9 protein-coding genes are annotated in these 21,054 nt (G+C 76.1%); 7 read left to right on the forward strand and 2 right to left on the reverse strand.

The window, feature by feature from the left end:
• The 7 genes from AB0H28_RS22785 to AB0H28_RS22815 all read left to right on the forward strand — a co-directional run.
• Positions 1-5,832 (forward strand): amino acid adenylation domain-containing protein (locus AB0H28_RS22785; protein ID WP_358043542.1); only part of this gene is annotated, 5,832 nt, incomplete at its 5' end.
• Positions 5,829-9,014, forward strand: coding sequence for an amino acid adenylation domain-containing protein (locus tag AB0H28_RS22790; protein ID WP_358043546.1), 3,186 nt, complete (start codon positions 5,829-5,831; stop codon positions 9,012-9,014). The genes AB0H28_RS22785 and AB0H28_RS22790, both read left to right, overlap by 4 nt.
• A complete protein-coding gene (locus tag AB0H28_RS22795) occupies positions 9,011-10,054 on the forward strand; it encodes a TauD/TfdA family dioxygenase (protein WP_358043549.1) in 1,044 nt (347 codons plus the stop codon). Before AB0H28_RS22790 ends, AB0H28_RS22795 begins: the two co-directional genes overlap by 4 nt.
• Positions 10,051-11,070 (forward strand): TauD/TfdA family dioxygenase, encoded by a 1,020-nt coding sequence (locus tag AB0H28_RS22800; protein ID WP_358043552.1) that lies wholly within the window; start codon positions 10,051-10,053, stop codon positions 11,068-11,070. Before AB0H28_RS22795 ends, AB0H28_RS22800 begins: the two co-directional genes overlap by 4 nt.
• Positions 11,067-16,445, forward strand: coding sequence for an amino acid adenylation domain-containing protein (locus tag AB0H28_RS22805; protein ID WP_358043555.1), 5,379 nt, complete (start codon positions 11,067-11,069; stop codon positions 16,443-16,445). The genes AB0H28_RS22800 and AB0H28_RS22805 overlap by 4 nt, the downstream gene beginning before the upstream one ends.
• On the forward strand, positions 16,442-17,653 hold the full coding sequence (locus AB0H28_RS22810) for an aminotransferase class I/II-fold pyridoxal phosphate-dependent enzyme (protein WP_358043558.1): 1,212 nt from the start codon (positions 16,442-16,444) through the stop codon (positions 17,651-17,653). The genes AB0H28_RS22805 and AB0H28_RS22810 overlap by 4 nt, the downstream gene beginning before the upstream one ends.
• A 107-nt stretch (positions 17,654-17,760) precedes the next feature.
• Complete coding sequence (locus AB0H28_RS22815) at positions 17,761-18,876, forward strand: epoxide hydrolase family protein (RefSeq protein WP_358043561.1); 1,116 nt, start codon at positions 17,761-17,763, stop codon at positions 18,874-18,876.
• A 69-nt stretch (positions 18,877-18,945) separates the two neighbouring features.
• On the opposite strand, the gene AB0H28_RS22820 is transcribed toward AB0H28_RS22815, so the two are convergent.
• Together AB0H28_RS22820 and AB0H28_RS22825 are read right to left on the reverse strand one after the other, a co-directional pair.
• Positions 18,946-20,385 (reverse strand): cryptochrome/photolyase family protein, encoded by a 1,440-nt coding sequence (locus AB0H28_RS22820; RefSeq protein ID WP_358043564.1) that lies wholly within the window; start codon positions 20,383-20,385, stop codon positions 18,946-18,948.
• Positions 20,386-20,411: 26 nt separating this feature from the next.
• Entirely contained in the window at positions 20,412-20,948 is a 537-nt protein-coding gene (locus AB0H28_RS22825) for a helix-turn-helix domain-containing protein (RefSeq protein ID WP_358043567.1), read from the reverse strand.
• Positions 20,949-21,054: the final 106 nt, after the last annotated feature.

Raw genomic sequence — 21,054 nt, forward strand, 5'->3', positions numbered from 1 at the left:
CGCACACCGACAGCCGGCACGGGCCCGGCCGGGACGGCCGAAGCGGGCACACCGACAGCCGGCACGGGCCCGGCCGGGACGGCCGAAGCGGGCACACCGACAGCCGGCACGGGCCCGGCCGGGACGGCCGAAGCGGGCACACCGACGGCCGGCACGGGCCCGGCCGGAGCGGACAGATCAGAGGCCGGCGCGGCCGGTGACCGCGCCGACCCCGGACGCGAAACCGGTCCCGCAGGCGCGGCGCCGGTAACGCCGGCCGGAGCGCGCATCCCCCGCGCCGCACCGGACGCCGGCCCGGCGCCGCTCTCCTCCGGCCAGCACCGCCTGTGGTTCCTCGACCAGGCGTACGCGCAGAACGCCTACACCGTCGGCACCACGCTGCTGCTCGACGGGGCGCTCGACGAGGACGCGCTGCGCGCCGCGCTGGCCGGGGTGGTGCGGCGACACGAGGCGCTGCGTACCGTGTTCCCGCTCGGCCCGGACGGCGACCCGGTGCAGCGGGTGTGCCCCGCCGGGCCGGTGGAGCTGCCGGTCCGGACCGCCCCGGCCGAACCGGACCCGGTCGGGCCGCCGAGCATCGTCGAACCGGCGGTGGCCGATGCGCTGCCCGGCTGGGTGCACGCCGCCCTCGCCGCCGACGTGCGACGCCCGTTCGACCTGGCCGGCGGGCCGCTGTTCCGGGCCGTGCTGCTGCGCGTCGCCGACGACCGGCACGTGCTGTCGCTGACCATGCACCACGCCGTCTCCGACGGCTGGTCACTCGGCGTGGTGGCCCGCGAGGTGGCCGCGCTCTACGCCGCCGCCCGGGAGGGACGCGCCGATCCGCTGCCCGAGCTGGCCGTCCAGTACGGCGACTACGCGCGCTGGCAGCGCACCCGGCTGGCCGAACCGGACCACCCGGACCTGGCGTACTGGCGGGCGCAGCTGGCCGGGGTGCCTGCCGCCCTGGAGCTGCCCACCGATCGGCCGCGCCCGCCGGTGCAGACGTTCGACGGCGCGGTCCGCACGCTGGTCCTGCCCCGGCCGGCCGCCGACGCGCTGCGCCGGTTCAGCCAGGAGCACGGCGCCACGCTGGCCATGACGTTGCTGGCCGCGTGGCAGACGGTGCTCTTCCGCTGGAGCGGCCAGCGGGACTTCTGCGTCGGCACCCCGGTCGCCGGCCGGATCCGCGCCGAGCTGGAACCGATGGTCGGCTTCTTCGTCACCATGCTGCCGATGCGAACCGTGCTGGACGGCGACTGGACGTTCACCGAGCTGCTCGGTCGGGTCCGGCGCACCGCGCTGGACGCCTACGACCACCAGGAGGTGCCGTTCGAGCGGCTGGTGGACCTGGTCGACGCGCCCCGCGACCTGAGCCGCAACCCGCTGTTCCAGGTGATGTTCAACCTGCTCAACGTGCCCGAGCAGCGGGACGTGGAGGCGGCCGGGGTGCGGATGACCCCGTTCGCGGTCGAGCCGGGCATCGCCCAGCAGGACCTGGCGCTGTACGCGTACGAGGTGGCCGAGGGGCTGCGGTTCCGGCTGGAGTACAACACCGCGCTGTTCGACGCCACGACCGCCGAGCGGATGGTCGGTCACCTGCAGACCCTGCTCGCCGCCGCGGTCACCGACCCGGGCGTCCGGCTGGCGGCGCTGCCGCTGCTCACCGCCGCCGAGCGGGCCCGGCTCGCCGAGTGGAACGACACCGCCACGCCGGCCGGCTGGGACGGCTCGCCCGGGGCGCCGACGCTCGTCGACCTGTTCGCCCACCGGGTGGCGACCGGCCCCGACCGGCCGGCGGTCACGTTCGGCCCGACCACACTCGACTACGCCACGCTCGACGCCCGCGCCAACCGGCTCGCCCACCGGCTGCGCCGCGCCGGGGTCGGCCCGGACGTGCCGGTCGCGGTCTGCCTGCCCCGCTCGCCCGAGCTGCCGGTCGCGCTGCTCGGCGTGCTCAAGGCCGGCGGCGCGTACGTGCCGGTGGATCCGGAGTACCCGGTGGAGCGGCAGCGCTACGTGCTGGCGCACAGCGGCGCCCCGGTGCTTGTCACCGAGCCGGGCCTGGTCGACCGGTTCGCCGACTTCGACGGCACGGTGACGACGCCGGACGCGGCCGGGGAGCCGGACACCGCGCCCCCGCCGTCGGTCGGGCCGGACCACCTGGCGTACCTGATCTACACCTCCGGCTCGACCGGCCGCCCCAAGGGCGTGCGGGTCACCCACGGCGCGGTGGTCAACACGCTCGCCGCGATGCGCGAACGCCCCGGCCTGACCCGCGACGGCACCATGCTGGCGATGGCCAGCTTCGCCTTCGACATGTCCGTGCCGGAGCTGTTCCTGCCGCTCGTGGTCGGCGCCCGGATGCTGCTCGTGGACCGCGACGTCGCCTACGACGCGCCCCGGCTGGCCGCGCTGCTCGCCGCCGAGCGGGTCACCCTGGCCCAGGGCACGCCGACGACCTGGCGGCTGCTCATCGAGTCCGGCTGGACCGGCACGCCCGGGCTGACCGCGGTCTGCGGCGGCGAGGCGGTGCCCGCGCCGCTGGCCCGGCAACTGGCCGACCGGGTGGACGCGCTGTGGAACCTCTACGGCCCGACCGAGGCCGCGGTCTGGGCCACCATGGACCGGATCACCGCCGACGACACCCGGCCCACGATCGGCCGCCCGATCGGCAACATGCGGGTGCACCTGCTGGACGCGGCGGCGCAGCCGGTCCCGGTCGGCGTGCCCGGCGAGATCCACCTGGGCGGGCCGGGGCTGGCCCGCGACTACCACGGCGACCCGGCGCTGACCGCCGCGCGTTTCGTGCCCGACCCGGACGGTGGCGGCCGGCTCTACCGCACCGGCGACCTCGGCCGCCGGCTCGCCGACGGGCGGATCGAGTTCCTCGGGCGGGGCGACTCGCAGGTGAAGGTGCGCGGGTTCCGGATCGAGCTGGGTGAGATCGAGGCGGTGCTGCGCCGGCACGACGCGGTCCGCGACGCGGCCGTGGTGGTCCGCGAGGACGCGGGCGAGAAGTCCGTGGTGGCCTACCTGACCCTGACCGGCGGGCCCGAGCCCGACGCCGGGGGCGAACTGACCGCCGACTTCACCGCCGACCCGGCGCCGTGGCGGGCGTACGTGCGGACCTGGCTGCCGGACTACATGGTGCCGTCGGCGTTCGTGCCGCTTTCCCGGATGCCGCTCAACGCCAACGGCAAGGTCGACCGGGCGGCCCTGCCCGCGCCCCGCCGGGACCGGGCGGCGGCCGGCGCCGGCGAGCCGGACACCCCGCTGCGCGCGGCGCTGGCCCGGCGCTGGGCGGAGGTGCTCGGCTACGACCGGGTCGGCATCGACGACGACTTCTTCGACCTGGGCGGCGACTCCTTCCGGGCGATCAAGGCGCTGGCCGGCAGCGAGCCGGCGATCAGCGTGCTCGACCTGTTCCGCCACCCGACCATCCGGGCGCTGACCGCGCACCTGGATGCCACCGGCGGCTCCGCCGGGCGGCTGCTGCACGAGCTGACCCCGGCCCGGCCGGGCCCGCCGGCCACGCTGACGCTGCTGTGCGTGCCGTTCGGCGGCGGCTCCGCGATCACCTTCCAGCCGCTCGCGGACGCCCTGCCGGCCGGGGTGTCGCTGTACGCGCTGGAGCGGCCCGGGCACGACCTGAACCGCCCGGACGAGCCGATGCTCGGCCTGGACGAGCTGGTGGAACGCTGTGTGGCCGAGGTGGTCGAGCAGATCACCGGCCCGGTGGCGGTGTACGGGCACTGTGTGGGCGGCGCCGAGGCGGTGGAGCTGGCCCGCCGGCTGGAGGCGGCCGGCGTCGAGGTGACCGGCGTGGCGATCGGCGCGCACTTCCCCGCGCCCCGGCTGCCCGGCCGGGTGTTCGGCTGGCTGCGCCGGTGGTTCCCGGTGGAGCGCTGGGCGTCGAAGCGGCGGACGCTGGAGTCGCTGCGCGCGATGGGCTTCTTCACCGAGGTCTTCGACGCCCGGGAGAAGGACTTCGTGATGCGGGTGGTCCTGGCCGACGCGGCCCGGGGCGAGGACTACTACACCGACGTCTACGCCGCGGGGCTGCCGCGCAGGCTGTCCGCACCGCTGGTCTGCGTGGTCGGCGGCGGCGACCGGGCCACCGAGCTGTACCAGGAGCGCTACCTGGAGTGGGAGTTCTTCGCCGACCGGGTGTCGCTGGAGGTCATCGACGGTGCCGGGCACTACTTCGCCAAGCACCAGCCGGCCGAGCTGGCCGCGATCATCCTCCGGCACTGCGCTGCCGCGCCGGACGGCTCCACCCGCCGAACCGCGCCGGACGGCACCGCCGCCGGACCCGCGCCGGCGGACCCGGCTCCGAGCGCCGCCGGACCCGCGCCGGCGGACCCGGCTCCGAGCGCCGCCGGACCCGCGCCGGCGGACCCCGACCGGACCGCCGCCGTACCCGTCAAGACGCGGCCGGCGGACGCGGCCCGGACCGACACGCGGACCTCGCCCGCCGGGGACGTCGCCACCCGGCGCCGGGCGACGCCCAGCCTGGCGGTGTTCTACCTTGTCGCGATCGGCCAACTGGTCTCGCTGATCGGCAGCGGCCTGACCGCGTTCGGCATGGGCCTGTGGGTCTACCAGCGCACCGGCTCGGTGTCGCTGTTCGCCACCGCCACCGTGCTGGCGCTGCTGCCGGCGGTGGTGCTCTCCCCGATCGCCGGCGCGTTGGCCGACCGGTGGGACCGCCGAAGAATCATGGTGCTCGCCGACTGCCTGGCCGCCACCGGCACGGTGAGCCTGGCGCTGCTGCTCTGGCTCGGCCAGCTCCACCTGTGGCACATCTTCACCGCGATCACCGTCACCGCCGTGGCCACCGCGTTCCAGCAACCCGCCTACCAGGCGGCGGTGACCCAGCTCGTGCCGAAGCGCTACTACGGGCGGGCCAATGGCATCGTCTCGCTCGGCACCGCCACCAGCACCGTGCTGGCCCCGCTGGTCGGCGGCGCGCTGGTGCTCGCCGTCGGGCTGCGCGGGATCGTGGTCATCGACCTGGTCACGTTCGCGGTGGCGGTGACCGTGACGCTGTCGGTCCGCTTCCCGGACACGCTGTTCGTGCGCCGGGAGGAACCGTTCCGGCGCGAGGTGCTGGGCGGCTGGCGGTTCATCGTCCGACGACACGGGCTGGTCGCCCTGGTCGTGCTGGTCGCGTCGCTGAACTACTTCTTCGCCATGGTCGAGGTGCTGGTCACGCCGCTCACCCTCTCCTTCGGCGACCCGGCGGTGCTCGGCCGGGTGCTGGCCGCCAGCGGCGTCGGCATGGTCGTCGGGTCGGTGCTGATGGGCGTCTGGGGCGGCGCCGCCCGGCGCACCACGGGCATCCTGGCCAGCGTCGTGCTGCTCGGCGTCTCGCTGCTCACCGTCGGGCTGCGGCCGGACCCGCTGTTCCCGGCGCTCGGCCTGTTCGGCATGGGCCTGGCCACCGCACTGGTGAACACGCACTGGCTGGCCATCGTGCAGGCCAAGGTGGGCCTCGAACTCCAGGGCCGGGTGCTGGCCATGGCGCAGATGCTGTCCTGGCTGATGGTGCCGGCCGGCTTCCTCAGCGCCGGCCCGCTCGCCGAGCGCGTGCTCGCGCCGCTGGCCCGGCCCGGCGGCCCGCTCGCCGGGCTGGTCGGCACCGGGCCGGGGCGCGGGATGGCGCTCGCCGTGATCCTGGCCGGGCTGTGCGCGCTCGCGCTCGCCGCCGGTGGGATCGCGTACCGGCGGATCCGGCGACTGGAGGACGAGCTGCCGGACAACGACCCGGGCCGCGTCGTCCTGGCCGACAAGGACCGCATCCAGGAGGAGGCGGACCGCCGCCTCGCGGCGGTCGGCGGGGCCCGGTGAGCGCGCCCGCCCGGCCCGCCGGCCCGACCCGCCGCGCCGCTCGCCGCTCCGGGGGCGGCGCGGCCACTGTCGACTGCCTGCACCGGATGGTCACCGCCCAGGCGGCGCGGACCCCCGACGCGGAGGCGGTCCGGCACCGCGACACCACAATCTCCTACCGGGATCTCGACGTGGCGGCGAACCGGCTGGCCCGGGTGCTGCTGGCGCGCGGCGTCGGCCGCGGCGACCGGGTCGGCGTCTGCCTGCCGCGTACGCCGGACCTGGTGGTCGCGCTGCTCGCCGTGCTCAAGGCCGGTGCCGCGTACGTGCCGCTGGACCCGGCGTACCCGGCGGCCCGGGTAACGTTCATGACCGCCGACTCGGGGGCGCGGCTGGTGCTGACCACCACCGGCCTCGCCGACCGGTTCAGCGGCCGGACCGTGCGGGTGGACCGGGTCGACCCGGCCGGCGACCACACCGACCCGGCGACGCCGGCCACCCCGGACGACCTGGCGTACGTCATCTACACCTCCGGTTCCACCGGACGCCCGAAGGGCGTGGCGATCGAGCACCGCTCGGCGTCGGCGCTGCTGCACTGGGTGCGGCAGACGTTCGACGACACCGAGCTGGGTGGGATGCTCGCGGCCACCTCGGTCTGCTTCGACCTGTCCGTCTTCGAGATCTTCGGCCCGCTGGCCTGGGGCGGCCGGGTGCTGCTCGTCGACGACGTGCTGGCGCTGGCCGCGCCCGGGGCGGACCGGCTGCCGGTCACGCTCGTCAACACCGTGCCGGCCGCGATGGGCGAACTGCTCGCCGCCGGGGCGCTGCCGCCGGGCGTCCGCACGGTCTGCCTGGCCGGCGAGCCGCTCACCGCCGCGCTGGCCGCGCGGGTGTGGGCGCGCCCGCAGGTGCGCCGGCTGTGCAACCTCTACGGCCCGTCCGAGGACACCACGTACTCGACCTGGGCCGAGGTGCCGCCGGACGGCGGCGACCCGCCGATCGGCCGGCCGTTGCCGGGCACCCGGGCGTACGTGCTCGACCCGGCCGGCCGGCCGGTGCCGCCGGGCGAGGACGGTGAGTTGTATCTGGCCGGCGCCGGGCTGGCGCGCGGCTACCTGGACCGGCCGGCGGAGACCGAGGCCCGGTTCCGGCCGGACCCGTTCCGGCCGGGCGAGCGGATGTACCGCACCGGCGATCGGGTCCGGTTGCGCCCGGACGGGCAACTGGCCTACCTGGGCCGGCTCGACGACCAGGTGAAGCTGCGCGGTTACCGGATCGAGCTGGGCGAGGTGGCAGCCCGGCTCGCCGCCCTGCCCGGCGTCCGCGGGGCAACCGCCGCCGTCCGGCCCGGCCCGGCCGGGCTTCCGTTGCTGGTCGCCTATCTGGTCGGGCGGCGGCGCGACGACGTCCGGGCCCGGCTGGCCGAGGTGCTGCCCGCGCCGCTGGTGCCGGCGGCCGTGGTGTGGCTGGACCGGCTGCCCACGCTGCCCAACGGCAAGGTGGACCGCGCGGCGCTGCCCGCCCCGGCGTTCGGCCCCACCTCCGACCCCGGTGCCGGCCCGCTCGGCGCGACCGGCGCGCTGGTGGCGGCGGTGTGGCGGGAACTGCTCGGCGTGCCGGTCACCGGCGGCGAGGACGACTTCCTCGCGCTCGGCGGCGACTCGCTGCTCGCGGTGCGCTGCGCCACCCGGCTGACCGCCGCCACCGGCCGTCGGGTCCACCCCGGCGACCTGTTCGACCACCCGACCGTCGCCGCGCTCGCCGCCCACCTCGACACACCGCCCACCCCGGACGACGCGCCGGTCGCCGAGGCGGCGGCCGGTGACGGGCCGGCCCCGCTCTCCGCCGCGCAGCGGCGGTTCTGGTTCCTGCACCGGCTCGACCCGGACGACACGTCCTATCTGCTGGCGTTCGCGGTCCGCTTCGCCGCGCCGCTGGAGGCGGCCCGGCTGACCCGGGCGCTGCACCGGGTGGTCGAGCGGCATCCCGCGCTGCGTACCGTCTTCCCCACCGGGCCGGACGGGCCGGTGCAGGTGGTCCGGGCCGACGCCCGGCCGGGTGTCGACGTCGCGCCGTCCGAGCCGGGCAGCGCGCTCGACGCCCGGCTCGCCCGGCTGGCCGCCGAGGCCACCGCGACCCCGATGGACCTGGCGGCCGGGCCGCTGCTGCGCGCGCGCTTGGTGCCCGACGACGCCGGGCGGGCGGAGGCGCTGCTGCTGGTGGCGCACCACGCCGTCGCGGACGACTGGTCGTTCGGGGTGCTGGTGCGGGACCTCGCGGAGGCCTACGACGACCCGGACGCGCCACCCGGTGAGCCGGCGCCCGGCCCGGCCGTCCTCGCCGCCGCCCAGCGCGCCTGGCTGGCCGCCCCCGAGGGCCGCCGCGCGACCGACGACCTGCTGCGCGAACTCCGCGACGCCCCGGAGGTAAGCAGGGGCCCCCTCTTAACGCCTGTGGTAGAGCAGGGGCCCCTTCTTAACACCCGAGGCACCCGAGGCACCCGAGGCACCCGAGGCACCCGAGGCACCGGGCGGGGGGCCGCGCTGCGGACCACCGTGGACCCTGCGACGGCGGCGGCGGTACGCCAGTTGGCCCGCACCTGCCGGGCCAGCCTGCACATGGTCGGGCTGGCCGCGTTCGCGGCGCTGCTCGGCGCCGCCGCCGGCCGCGACGATTTGCTGGTCGGCGTCGCGTTCGCCGGCCGCACCAGCGTGGCCGCCGAGCGCAGCGTCGGTTGCCTCGTCAACACGCTGCCGCTGCGACTGCGCCCGGCGCCGGACCGCGCGTTCGCCGACCTGCTCGCCGAGGCGCGGCGGGTCACGTTGTTCGCCGCCGCCCGCCAGGACGTCCCGTTCGACCTGCTGGTGGAGCGGCTGCGCCCGACCCGCCGGCCGGACCGCAACCCGCTGGTGCAGGTCGCGTTCGGGGTGCAGAACGCCCCGCCGGCCCGGCACCGCAGCGTCGCCGGCGGCGAGTTCACCGGTGTCGAGCTGACCCCGGACGCCGCCCGCCTCGACCTGACGCTCTGGCTGGACGACCGGCGGGACGCCCTGGAGGCGCTCTGGACCTACCGCACCGACCTGTTCGACCACGACACGGTGGCGGCGTGGCACCGCCGCCTCACCGCGCTGCTGCGTACCGCCGCCGCCGACCCCCGGCGCAGTCTGGCCGACTGCGCCGACACCGCTGGGAGTGAGAGATGACCGATCAGATCCGGGTCGCGCGGCCCGTCCCCCGCCGCGGCCGGGAACGGAACCTGGTGGACGTACGCCCGGACTGGCCGGGCGGCCCGCTGCCGGCGCTGGTGCGCGCCGGCGTGCCCGACGTGGACCTGGCCGGCTGGCTCGCCGGGCACCGCGACGAGGTGGACGAGCTGGCCCGCCGCGCCGGGGCGGTGCTGTTCCGCGGCTTCGCGGTGGCCGGCGCGGACGACTTCCGTACCGTGATGGGGGCGCTCTCCGGCGAGGTGCTGGCCTACGGCGAACGGTCGTCGCCGCGCAGCCGGGTCACCGAGGGCGTCTACACCTCCACCGAGCACCCGGCCGACCAGCCGATCGTGCTGCACAACGAGCAGTCGTACACGGTCACCTGGCCGCTGCGCATCGTGTTCCACTGCGAGGTCGCGCCGGCCGCCGGTGGGCGTACGCCGCTGGCGGACAGCCGCCGGGTGCTGGCCCGGCTGCGCCCGGAGACGGTCGACGGGTTCGAGCGCCGGGGTGTGCTCTACCGGCGCAACTACCTGCCCGGCATCAGCCTGTCCTGGCAGACCGCGTTCCAGACCGACTCCCGGGCCGAGGTCGAGGCGTACTGCGCGCGGGCGATGATCGACGTGGAGTGGGTGGGCGAGGCGCAGTTGCGCACCCGGCAGGTGCGCCCGGCGGTGCGGCGGCACCCGGTCACCGGGGAACGCACCTGGTTCAACCACGCGTTGTTCTTCCACGTCACCTCGCTGCCCGCGGATGTCAGCGCCGGGCTGCGGGCCGCGTTGGCCGAGGACGACCTGCCCTACCAGACCGCGTACGGCGACGGCACGCCCATCCCGGCGGACGTGCTGGCCGAGCTGCGGGCCGCGTACGCCGCGGAGACCCGCTCGTTCGACTGGCGCGCGGGCGACGTGCTGCTGGTGGAGAACATGCTCGCCGCGCACGCCCGGGAGCCGTTCACCCCGCCCCGGCGGATCCTCACCGCGATGTCCGACCCGGTGGCCGCCCCCGAACTGCACACCCAGGGCGGTGCGTCATGAGCGCCCCGGGGCCCCGCCGCCGTACCGCCGGTGGCACGGCCACCGCGCCGGTGACCCGCCGCACGCTCGGCCCGGACGGCTTCGTGTTGCTGGTCGAGGCCGCCGTGCCGGATCTCGACCTGGCCGGCTGGCTCGCCGGGCGGCGGGCCGAGCTGCTGGCCGACCTGGACCGGCACGCCGCGGTGTTCTTCCGCGGCTTCGACGTGCGCGGCGCGGACGACTTCGGCCGGGCCGCCCGCGAGGTCGGCCCGGAGCTGCTCGGCTACCTGGAGCGGGCCGCGCCCCGGCACGAGGTGGCCGACAAGGTGTTCACCTCCACCGAGTTCAACGCCGCGCAGTGGATTCCGCTGCACCACGAGATGTCGTACTCGCACAACTGGCCGACGCACCTGTTCTTCTTCTGCGCGCAGCCGGCCACCGGCGACGGTGGCGCGACCCCGCTGGCCGCCGAACGGGTGATCACCCCGCTGATCCCGGCGGAGGTGCGGGAGCGGTTCGCCCGCGACGGCGTGCGCTACGTGCGCAACTACGGCCCGCACCTGGACCTGCCCTGGCAGGAGGCGTTCCAGACCACGGACCGGGCGGAGGTGGAGGCGTACTGCGCCGCCTCGGCGACGGAGTTCACCTGGCTGGGCGCGGACGGGCTGCGGACCGTGGCGCGGCGGCAGGCGACGGCCACCCACCCGCGTACCGGGGAGACGGTGTGGTTCAACCACGCCCACCTGTTCCACGTGTCCAACATGCCGCCCGAGGTGGCCGGCGCGCTACTGCGCGAGTACGGCCCGGAGGGGCTGCCCCGCAACGCCTACCACGGCGACGGTGAGCCGATCGGCGACGAGGTGGTCGGCAGCATCCGTGAGCTGTACCGGCAGCACGCGATCTCCGTGCCCTGGCGGCGCGGCGACGTGCTGGTGGTGGACAACTTCCTGGCCACCCACGGCCGGGAACCCTTCACCGGCGACCGGCAGATCCTGGTCGCCATGTCCGACCTCTACGTCAACCGGAGTGTGTGGTGAACGGATACCGTCTGTCCCCGGTCCAGCGGCTGGCCTGGGCCGGCAAGCAGGATCTGGTCCGGGCCCGGGTGCGGCTGGACCGGCCGCTGGACCGCGCCCGGTTGCAGGCCGCCGTCGACGCGGTGGTGGCCCGGCACGAGGCGCTGCGGCTGACCCTGGTGCACCACCCCGGCCTGCGGGTGCCGTTGCAGGACGTGGACGACGAGCGGAGTGTCACCGTCGGCGCGCAGGGCGAGCTGTCGGTGACGCTCGCCGACGACGCGCTGGAGCTGGCCGCCACCCCGCTGATCGCCGACCCGGCCAGCCTGCGCCTGGTCCTGGCGGACCTGGCCCGGGCCTACGCGGGCGACCTGCCGCCGGCCAACGAGGAGGCGTTGCAGTTCCTCGACGTCACCGAGTGGCAGGTGGAGGAGCGGGACGCCGCCCCGGCGCCCGCGCCGGTCGCGCCGGCCGCCCGGCTGGTCGAGCCGCACGGCGACGACCCGGGCGCGGTGGTCACCGCCACGCTGCCCGCGGCCGAGCTGACCGGGATCGCCGAGGCGGCCGGCTGCGGCACCGAAACCGTGCTGCTGGCCGCCTGGGCGCTCGCGGTCGCCCGCCGGGCCGAGGCGCAGGACGGGGCGCAGGACGCGGATCTGGTGCTGGCCCGCTGGCACGACGGCCGCCGGGCCGAGGGCACCGCCGGTGTGGTCGGCCCGCTGGGCGGCTACGGCCCGCTGCGGCTGGCCCTGCCGCTGCCGGCCGCGCCGGCCGAGCTGCTGGCCGCGGTACGCGCCGCCGAGGCCACCGCCGACGAGACGTTCCACCTGATCGACCCGGTCGACGAGACGACCGGCGCGGTCGCCGGGTTCGCGGTGCAGCCGGCGGTCGCCCCGGACGTCCTCGCCGCGTTGGGCGCGGCGACCGCCGTAGTGTCCGTCCCGCCGCCGCCGGCCGGTCCCCGGCTCACCGTGCTCACCGGCACCGGCAGCGGCACCGGCAGCGGCAGCGGCAGCGACGACGGAAGCGGCACCGGCACCGGCACCGGCAGCGACAGCGGCAGCGGCAGCGGCAGCGGCAGCGACGACGGCACCGGCGGCGACGACGGCACCGGTGAGGTCACGCTCCGGGTCAACGGCGGGCAGTGGTTGCTCGACTCGCTGGTGGCGGTGCTGCGCAGCCTGCCGGCCGCGCTGGCCGGGGACGCGCCGCTGGCGGTGCTCGGCGCCGGGGAGGGCGGCTGGCTGTCCGAGGCCGGCGGCGCGGCGGGGGCGGCGTCCACCCGTACCCTCGTCGACCTGCTCGACGCGGGCCTGGCCGGGATGGAACCGCAGGCCCCGGCCGTGGTGGCGGCCGACGGCGCGTACCCGGTCGAGGAACTGGACCGGCGGGCCGCGCGGGTGGCCGCGGCGCTGGCCGCGCGCGGTCTGGCCGGCGCGCCGGTGGGCGTGCTCGCGGCCCGTACCCGGGACACCGTGGTGGCGTTCCTCGGTGTGCTGCGCGCCGGCGCGGTGTTCGTGCCGCTCGACCCGGACGCGCCGGCGCCGCGCCTGGCCGCGCAGTTGCGCGCGGTGCGCGCGCGGTGCGTGGTCGGCGTCGGCGGGCCGGCCACCGTGTCGGTCGACGAGCTGGTCGCGGCCGGCGGCGCAGCGCCGGCGGGGCCGGCGCCGACCGACGCGGCCTACGTCATCTTCACCTCCGGCTCCACCGGCACGCCCCGGCCGGTGCGGGTGTCGCACGCCGCCGCCGCGCACCTGACCGGCGCGCTGGAGGCGAGCGTGTACGCGGGCCGCCCGGCCGGCCTGCGGGTGGCGGTGAACGCGCCGCTGACGTTCGACGCCTCGGTGAAGCAGCTCGTGCAGCTCGCCCACGGGCGCAACCTGTTCCTGGTGCCGGAGGACGTGCGCCGCGACGGCGCGGCGCTCGCCGCCACCCTGGCCGCGCACCGGGTGGACGTGCTCGACCTGACCCCCTCGCAACTTCGCATCCTGCTCGCCGGGGCGGGTGACACCCGGCTGCCCGGCCTGCTGCTGCTCGGCGGCGAGGCGGTGCCCGAGGACCTGTGGGACGCGGTGGCGACCCGGCCGGGCGTGCGCGCGGTGAACCTGTACGGCCCGACCGAGTGCACAGTGGACAGCACCGTCGCGGAGATCCGGGCCGGGGACCCGCCGACCATCGGCCGGCCGTTGCCCGGCGTGGCGGTGCGGGTGCTCGACGAGTGGCTGCGGCCGGTGCCGCCGGGTGTGGCCGGGGAGCTGTGCGTGGCCGGGCCGCAGCTCGCCGACGGCTACCTCGGTGACGAGGAGGCGACCGCCCGCCGGTTCGTGGCGCTGCCGCTGCCCGACGGCGGCGTGGAGCGGGTCTACCGCACCGGCGACCGGGTCCGCTTCGACGCCGGGCGGCGGCTGCGCTACCTGGGCCGGCTCGACGACCAGGTGAAGATCCACGGGTTCCGGGTGGAGCCGGGCGAGGTCGCCGCCGTGCTGCGCGGCCACCCGGAGGTGGCCGACGCCGCGGTGGTCGCCCGCGACGACGACGGGTACGGCGACCGGTTGGTCGCCTACGTCCGGCCCCGCGCCGGCGCCGCGCTCGACCTGACCCGGGTGACCGGGATCAACCCGCACGAGACCCGCTACCTGTACGACGAGATCTTCACCCAGCGGGTCTACCTGCGCGACGGGATCGTGCTGCGTCCCGGCGCGACGGTGCTGGACGTGGGCGCGAACATCGGCATGTTCTCGCTCTTCGTGCACCAGGTCTGCCCGGACGCGACGATCCACGCGTTCGAGCCGGTGCCGGCCGTGGTCGAGGCGTTGCGCCGCAACGTCGCCGAGTTCGGCGTGCCGGCCACGGTGCACGCGCACGGGCTGTCCCGGGAGCCGGGCGAGGTGTCGTTCACCTACTACCCGGGCTATTCGATGATGTCCGGGCACGCCGCGTACGCCGACCCGGACGCCGAGATCGGCGTGATCAAGCGGTACCTGGCCAACGAGCGCGACGCCGGCGCGGGCGAGCGGGACGTGCTGCTCGACCGCGCCGACGAGCTGCTCGCCGAGCGGTTCGCCGGCCGGGAGCTGACCGTGCCGGTCCGGCCGCTGTCGGCGGTGCTGGACGAGCTGACGCCGGCCCGGGTCGACCTGCTGAAGGTCGACGTGCAGCGGGCCGAGGCGGACGTGCTGGCCGGGCTCGACGACCGGCACTGGCCGCTGGTCGCGCAGGTCGCCATGGAGGTGCACGACGCGCCGGGCACCGCGACCGAGGGGCGGCTGGCCGAGCTGGTGGCGCTGCTGGAGGCGCGCGGCTTCACCGTGCTCACCCGCCAGGACGACCTGCTGGCCGGCACCGACCGGCACACCCTGCACGCGGTCCGCCCGGAGTACGCAGCCGCCGACGACCCGGTGGTGGACGCGGGCCCGGCCGTCGCGCCGCCGCTGGAGTGGCTCGCCGAACGGCTGCCGGCGCACCTGGTGCCGGCCGCCGTGGTGGTGCTCGACGAGCTGCCGTTGACCCGCAACGGCAAGCTGGACCGGGCGGCGCTGCCCGCGCCGGTGCCGGAGCGACCGGCCGGGGACCCGGCGGTGACGCCGGCCAACCGGGCCGAGGAGATCCTGGTCGAGGCGTGGCGCGAGGTGCTGGGCGTGGCCGGTTTCGGCGTGACGGACAGCTTCTTCGCGCTCGGCGGCGACTCCATCCGCAGCATCCAGATGCAGGTGGCGGCGCAGAAGCGGGGGCTGTCGTTCCAGCTCAACGACATCTTCGCCCACCAGACGATCCGGGACCTGGTGGCACACGGGCGGGTCACGCTCGACGGTGTCGCGCCCGAGCCGGCCACGCGCGACGGCCGGTTCACGCTGGTCGGCGACGCCGACCGGGAGCTGCTGCCGGACGGGCTGGCCGACGCCTACCCGATGACCGCGCTCCAGCTCGGCATGGTCTACCACGGTGAGCTGACCGGTGACCCGGCCGTCTACCACAACGTCACCGCGCACGAGGTGGCCGCGCCGCTGGACTCTTCGGCGCTGCGCCGCGCGCTCGCCGCCCTGGTGGACGCGCACCCGGTGCTGCGCACCGGCTTCGCGCTCGGCACGTACGCCGAGCCGTTGCAGCTCGTGCACGCGCGGGTGCCGGTCGACCTGCCGGTGACGGATCTGACCGGCCTGGACGCGCCGGCCCGGCGGGCCCGGATCGACGCGCTGGTCGCCGAGGAACGCCGCCGACCGTTCGACTGGACCCGGCCGCCGCTGCTGCGCCTGCACGCGGTCCGCGCCGGCGGCGACGGGTTCACCCTGCTGGTCGCCGAGCACCACGCCGTCCTCGACGGCTGGAGCCTGCACCTGTTCCTGGCCGACCTGCTCGCCGCGTACGACCGGGAGCGGGCCGGCACGCCCGCGGCGGTCGACGCCGGGCTGCCGTTCCGGGAGTTCGTGGCGGCCGAGCGGGCCGCCCTGGCCGACCCGGCGACCCGCCGGTTCTGGCTGGACGGAGCCGGCGCCGCGCCGCCGCTGCTGGTCGGCGGCGGGCAGCCGAGGACCACCACCACCCAGCGGGTGCCGCTGCGGCCCGGCACCACCGAACGGGTCGCCGAGGTCGCCCGCGCCGCCGGGGTGCCGGTCAAGTCCTGGCTGTTCGCCGTGCACCTGCGGCTGATCGGCGAGCTGGCCGGCCGCGACGACGTGGTCAGCGGCCTGGTGGTCGGCGGCCGGCCGGCGGGCGACGGCAGCGCCGCCACGCTCGGGCTGTTCCTCAACACGCTGCCGGTGCGGATCGCGCTCGGCACCCGGTCGGTGGTGGAGCTGGCCGGCGAGGCGTGGCGGGCCGAGCGGGAGCTGATGGGGCACCACCGTTTCCCGCTCGCCGAGATCGTCCGGGCCGGCGGCGCGGGTCCGCGCTTCGACCACTTCTTCAACTGGACGCACTTCCCGCCGCGCCCGGCCGGTGCCGGCAGCCGCGTCGTGGACAGCCGGGGCGTCACCGTGGACGTGGCGTTCAGCCTCGCCGTCGACGCCGAGCTGGACGCCGGGCGGCTCGGGCTGATGGTCCAGTACGACCACCGGCACGTCCCGGCCGACCGGGTGGACGCGCTGGCCGACGGCTTCCGGCGGTTGCTGGCGGCCGACCCGGACGCCCCGCTGCCGCCGGTGGCCGCGCCGTCGCCGGTGGCCGCCGGGGACGCGCGGCAGCGGTGGGCGGAGCGGGTGGCGGCGGCCTGGCAGGAGGTGCTGGGCACCGTCCCGCGCGACCCGGCGACCGGTTTCCTCGCCGCGGGCGGCGACTCGCTGCGCGCGCTGCGACTGGTCACCGTGCTGCGCCAGCGTCACGGCAGCGACCTGACGCTGCCGGAGTTCACGGCGCTGGGCAGCTATCGGGCGCTGGTGGACCGGGTGGCGCGCGGATGACCGGGTTCGGCACCGCCGCGGTGCACGGCGACGACGGTCTCGTTCCCGGCGGGGCCGTCGCGCCGCCGATCGTGCAGAGCGCCACGTTCAGCGCCGAGTCCGACGAACGGTTCACCGAGGTTGCCACCGAGGCGCGCGGCAGCGCGTTCTACACCCGCTACGGCAACCCGAACCACGCACAGGTGGCCGCCGTGGTCGCCGAGCTGGAGGGCGCGGAGACCGGGCTGGTCACCGCCTCCGGGATGGGCGCGATCAGCACTGTCGCGTTGGCCCTGCTCGCCGCCGGCGACCACGTGGTGGTGCAGCGCAGCACGTACGGCGGCACCACCGCGCTGACCACCGGCCTGCTGGCGCGCTTCGGCGTGGCCTGCACCCAGGTCGACCAGACCGACCCGGACGCGTTCACCCGGGCGCTGCGACCGCAGACCCGGCTGGTGCTGGTGGAGACGCCGAGCAACCCGCTGCTGGAACTGACCGACCTGGCCGCCGTGTCGGCGGCGGCACACGCGGCCGGCGCGCTGGTGGTGGTGGACAACACGTTCGCCACGCCGGTCAACCAGCGTCCGCTGGCCGCCGGCGCGGATCTGGTGTGGCACAGCGGCACGAAGTTCCTCGGCGGGCACTCCGACGTGTCCGCCGGGGTGGTGGTCGGCGGCGCGGAGCTGATCGAGCGGGTGTGGCGCACGGCGATCGTCACCGGCGCCACGCTCGGGCCGGTGGACGCCTGGCTGCTGCTGCGCGGCCTGCGGACGCTGCCGCTTCGGGTGCAGCGGCACAACGCCAACGCGCTCGCGCTGGCCGAGGCGTTGGCGGACCATCCGGCGGTGGCCCGGGTCCGCTACCCCGGGCTGCCCTCGCACCCCCAGCACGCGCTGGCCCGCCGGCAGATGACCGGGTTCGGCGGCGTGCTCGGCGTCGAGCTGGCCGCCGGTCGGGACGGCGCGGCGGCGTTGCTGGCCCGGCTGCGTCTGGCGAAGCGGGCGGCCAGCCTCGGCAGCGTCAGCACGCTTGTGGTGCATCCGCGCTCGATGTGGGCCGGGATCGTCGACGCCGAGCAGCTGGCCGCCGCCGGGATCGGCCCGGGACTGGTCCGCGTCTCCACCGGCATCGAGGACACCGCCGACCTGGTGGCCGACTTCCTCACCGCGCTGCAAGGGGTGTCGGGCCGGGCTGCCCCGACCGGGGAGCGGGGGCCCGGGGCCGCGTGACGCGTCGATCGGGCGACAACCACAAGTTGTTGTCGGCGCACCGGCCCGTCGGTGCAGACTGGTCCCGGCACTGACGGCTGGTCAGGCGACTATCGATGGAGAACCGGATGGCGTTGAGGGAGTTCCGGCCGACCGTTGACCCGGCGGCGATGGAGGATCTGCGGACCCGACTGTCCATGACCCGCTGGCCGGACCAGATAACGAACGCGGGCTGGACCTACGGGATGGACACCGACGTCCTACGCGCGTTCGTCGACCGGTGGCGGAACGGCTACGACTGGACGGCGGAGCAGGCGAGGTTGCAGTCGGTGCGGCACGTCCTGGTGGACGTCGACGGCTTCGCCGTGCACGTGGTGCACGAGCGGTCGGCGCACCGCGGCCCGGCGATGCCGGTGGTTCTGCTCCACGGGTGGCCTGGTTCCTTCGTGCAGTTCCTGCCGCTCATCCCGCTCCTCACCGCGCCTGCCGATCCGGCGGACGCGTTCGACGTGGTGGCGATGTCGCTGCCCGGTTTCGGTTTCGGCGACCGGCCGACGGAGCCGGGCATGGACGTCGCCCGGATCGCCGACCTCGTCGGGTCGGTGATGACGCAGCTCGGCTACGACAGGTTCGCCGGGCGCGGCAGCGACCTCGGCGCCGGGGTGCTGCAACAGCTCGCGCTCCGCCAACCCGACCGGCTGGTCGCGCTGCACCTGTCCGGCACGAACCCCTACCTGGGTGATGTCCCGCCGGACCTGTCCGAGGCGGAGCAGCGGTTCGTCGCCGCCGCGCAGCAGTGGAACCAGGCCGAGATGGCGTACGCGATGGAGCACTCCTCCAAGCCGCAGACGCTCGCACACGCCCTGAACGACTCACCGGCCGGTCTGGCGTCGTGGATCCTGGAGAAGTTCCACCGGTGGAGCGACGGCGGGTTGGCCGCCTACTCCCGCGACGAGTTGCTGACGAACCTCACCGTCTACTGGGCGACCGGCACGATCGGTTCGTCGATGCGGCTCTACTACGAGACGGTTCGCAGCAGCCACGCCGCCTGGGGGCGCGTCGAGGTGCCGACCGGCATGGCCATGTCCGACCGCGACATGTTTCCCACCCCGCGCGAGTGGGTCGAGCGCTCCTACCGGGTGGTGCACTGGACCGACCTGCCGCGCGGCGGTCACTTCCTGGAGTGGGAGGCGCCGGACCTGATCGCCGAGGACATGCGGGGCTTCTTCCGCTCCTACCGTTGACCGGTCCCGGCGGCGGCACGCGCGACGGCGGCGAAGCCACGTCAGGCGCAGTCGACACCGGCCTCTTCCCTAGGGCGCCTCGTCGCCGCGTTTGTCCTCCTGGGCCAGCACCGCGTCACGGCGCTGCGGGTCGGTGCGCCCGGCCAGCTCGGCGGCGAGGCGCGGGTCGGCCGCGAGGCGCTCCCGGTTGCGGTGCAGGAACGCCTCGAAACCCCCGGTGTACGGGCAGGCGTCGTCGCCGAGCGTCTCCTTCGGCACGTACCGGCAGCCGCCGCAGGGTGCGCCGATCCGGTCCAGGTGCGCGCCGTCGAACGCCCACGGGTGGGTGTCGATGCGGGCCAGGTCGGCGTACTGGCTCATGCCGATGACGGTGGCGTTCATGACCCAGTCGGTGCCGTCGACGAAGCTGCGCCGGAACCAGTCGGCCAGCTCGGTGGGGCGCCAGCCGCGTTGCAGGCCGTAGTTGCCGAGCACGGTCAGCCGCGCGGTCTGGTGCGCCCAGCCGGTGTCGCGCACGCCGGCCAGCACGTCGGCGAGGCAGCGGGCCTCGACCGCGTCGGCGTCGAGCCGGTCGAACCACTCGGGCAGCGGCCGGGTGGCGCCGAGCCAGCCGGCGCCCCGGTAGCGGGGCTCGAAATACCAGTAGAGCTGCCACAGGAACTCGCGCCAGCCGAGCAGGCCGCGCACGAACCGGTGCACCGCGGCCGGTGGCGCGGCCCCGGCCCGGCCGGCGTGCTCGGCGGCCCGGATCGCCGGTTCCGGGTCGAGCAGGCCGAGGTTGAACGAGGACGACAGCACGCTGTGCGCGAGCAGCGGATCGTCGTCGCTGAGCACGCCGTCGGTGTCGGCGTACCCGGGCAGCCGGTGGGCGAGGAAGTGGGTGAGCCGGGCGTGCGCCTCGGCGTGCGTGGCCGGGTAGCGGCGCGGTGCGTCCCGGCCGACGAACCGGATCCCCTCGTCCTGCCAACGGTCCAGGTCGCGGCGTACCTGCGCGTCGATGTCGTCCTCGACGACCGGTGGCGGTGGCGGCACCTCGGCCGGTGTGCGGTGGCGGGGTCGGCGGGCGGGTGCCGGGAGGTCCCGCAGCATCGCGTGCCGGTCGCGCGCGTACCGGTAGAAGTCGGCCATCCGGAGCTGGCCGCGCCGCCGGTCGGCCCAGGCCGCGAAGTCGGCCCGGTCGGTGACGAAGCCGCGCGGTGGCAGCACGGTCAGCCCGTCGACGGTACGGGCGAACGCGAGCGCCGCCCGCGACGGCGGGTGCACCACCTCGACCGGCTCGCCCAGGCCGGTGAGCGCCGCCCGGAAGGTGTCGGCGCGGACCAGCCGCGCCCGGTCGCCGAGTTCCACCGCCCGGTGCCGCAACGCGGACAGGATCAGGTGCGCCTTCTGCCGGTGCACCGGCCGGTGGGCGAACAGCGACCGGTTCTCGACCAGCAGGACGCGCTGCGCGTCGTCGTCGAGGAAGTGGGGACCGAGCTGGTCCGCCAGGAGCCAACGCCAACGTGACATGTCCGCCATCTTTCCCTGCCCGGCCGTCAGCCGCCGCGAACCCGCGGGCGGCGGTGGTCGGTCAGCCGCAGCCCGACGCCGCGCACCGCGACGATCGTGACCCCGGTGCCCAGCTCGTCGAGCTTGCGACGCAGCCGCTTGACCAGTGACTGCACGTCGGCGCGGTGCCGCGTCGGCGTGTCGCGCCAGACCGCGCGGTGCAGCTCGGCGTAGCTCCACACCCGCACCGGCTCGGTGGTCAGGCAGGTGAGCAGGTCGCGTTCCAGCCGGGTGAGGGCGATCTCCCGGTCGGCGAAGCGGGCGAGGGACCGGGCCGCGTCGATCACCAACGCGTTGTCGGGTCGGTTGTGGGGCGCCGGCTCCGGTTGCGCGTCCGCGCCGGGGGTGATCAGCTCACGCAGCTCGTCCAGGTCGGCGACCAGGAGCAGCGGCGCCACGCCGTCCAGCAGCTCGGTCAGCCGCAGCCGTTCGGCCGGGGACGGCGTCACGCCGATGACCAGCGAGAAGGGCCGCTCCGCCGGGTCGGTGCCGGCGGGCGTCGCGTCCGGGTCGTCCGCTGTCACCGCGCCCCCACCGTGACAATGACTGTCAATCAAGCCTTGACCTGTTGGTGACAAGTTGCTCACCTACGGTCATTGATCGCCCTCTGCTGTCGATCATAGTGTCCAC

The sequence above is a fragment of the Micromonospora sp. NPDC050980 genome (genome assembly GCF_040653835.1).
In the GTDB taxonomy this organism is placed as follows: Bacteria; Actinomycetota; Actinomycetes; order Mycobacteriales; family Micromonosporaceae; genus Micromonospora.

Coding starts and splice junctions, on each gene's coding strand:
- AB0H28_RS22795 (WP_358043549.1), top strand. CDS start 9,011: ATGACCGATCAGATCCGGGTCGCGCGGCCCGTCCCCCGCCGCGGCCGG.
- AB0H28_RS22815 (WP_358043561.1), top strand. CDS start 17,761: ATGGCGTTGAGGGAGTTCCGGCCGACCGTTGACCCGGCGGCGATGGAG.
- AB0H28_RS22820 (WP_358043564.1), bottom strand. CDS start 20,385: ATGTCACGTTGGCGTTGGCTCCTGGCGGACCAGCTCGGTCCCCACTTC.
- AB0H28_RS22800 (WP_358043552.1), top strand. CDS start 10,051: ATGAGCGCCCCGGGGCCCCGCCGCCGTACCGCCGGTGGCACGGCCACC.
- AB0H28_RS22810 (WP_358043558.1), top strand. CDS start 16,442: ATGACCGGGTTCGGCACCGCCGCGGTGCACGGCGACGACGGTCTCGTT.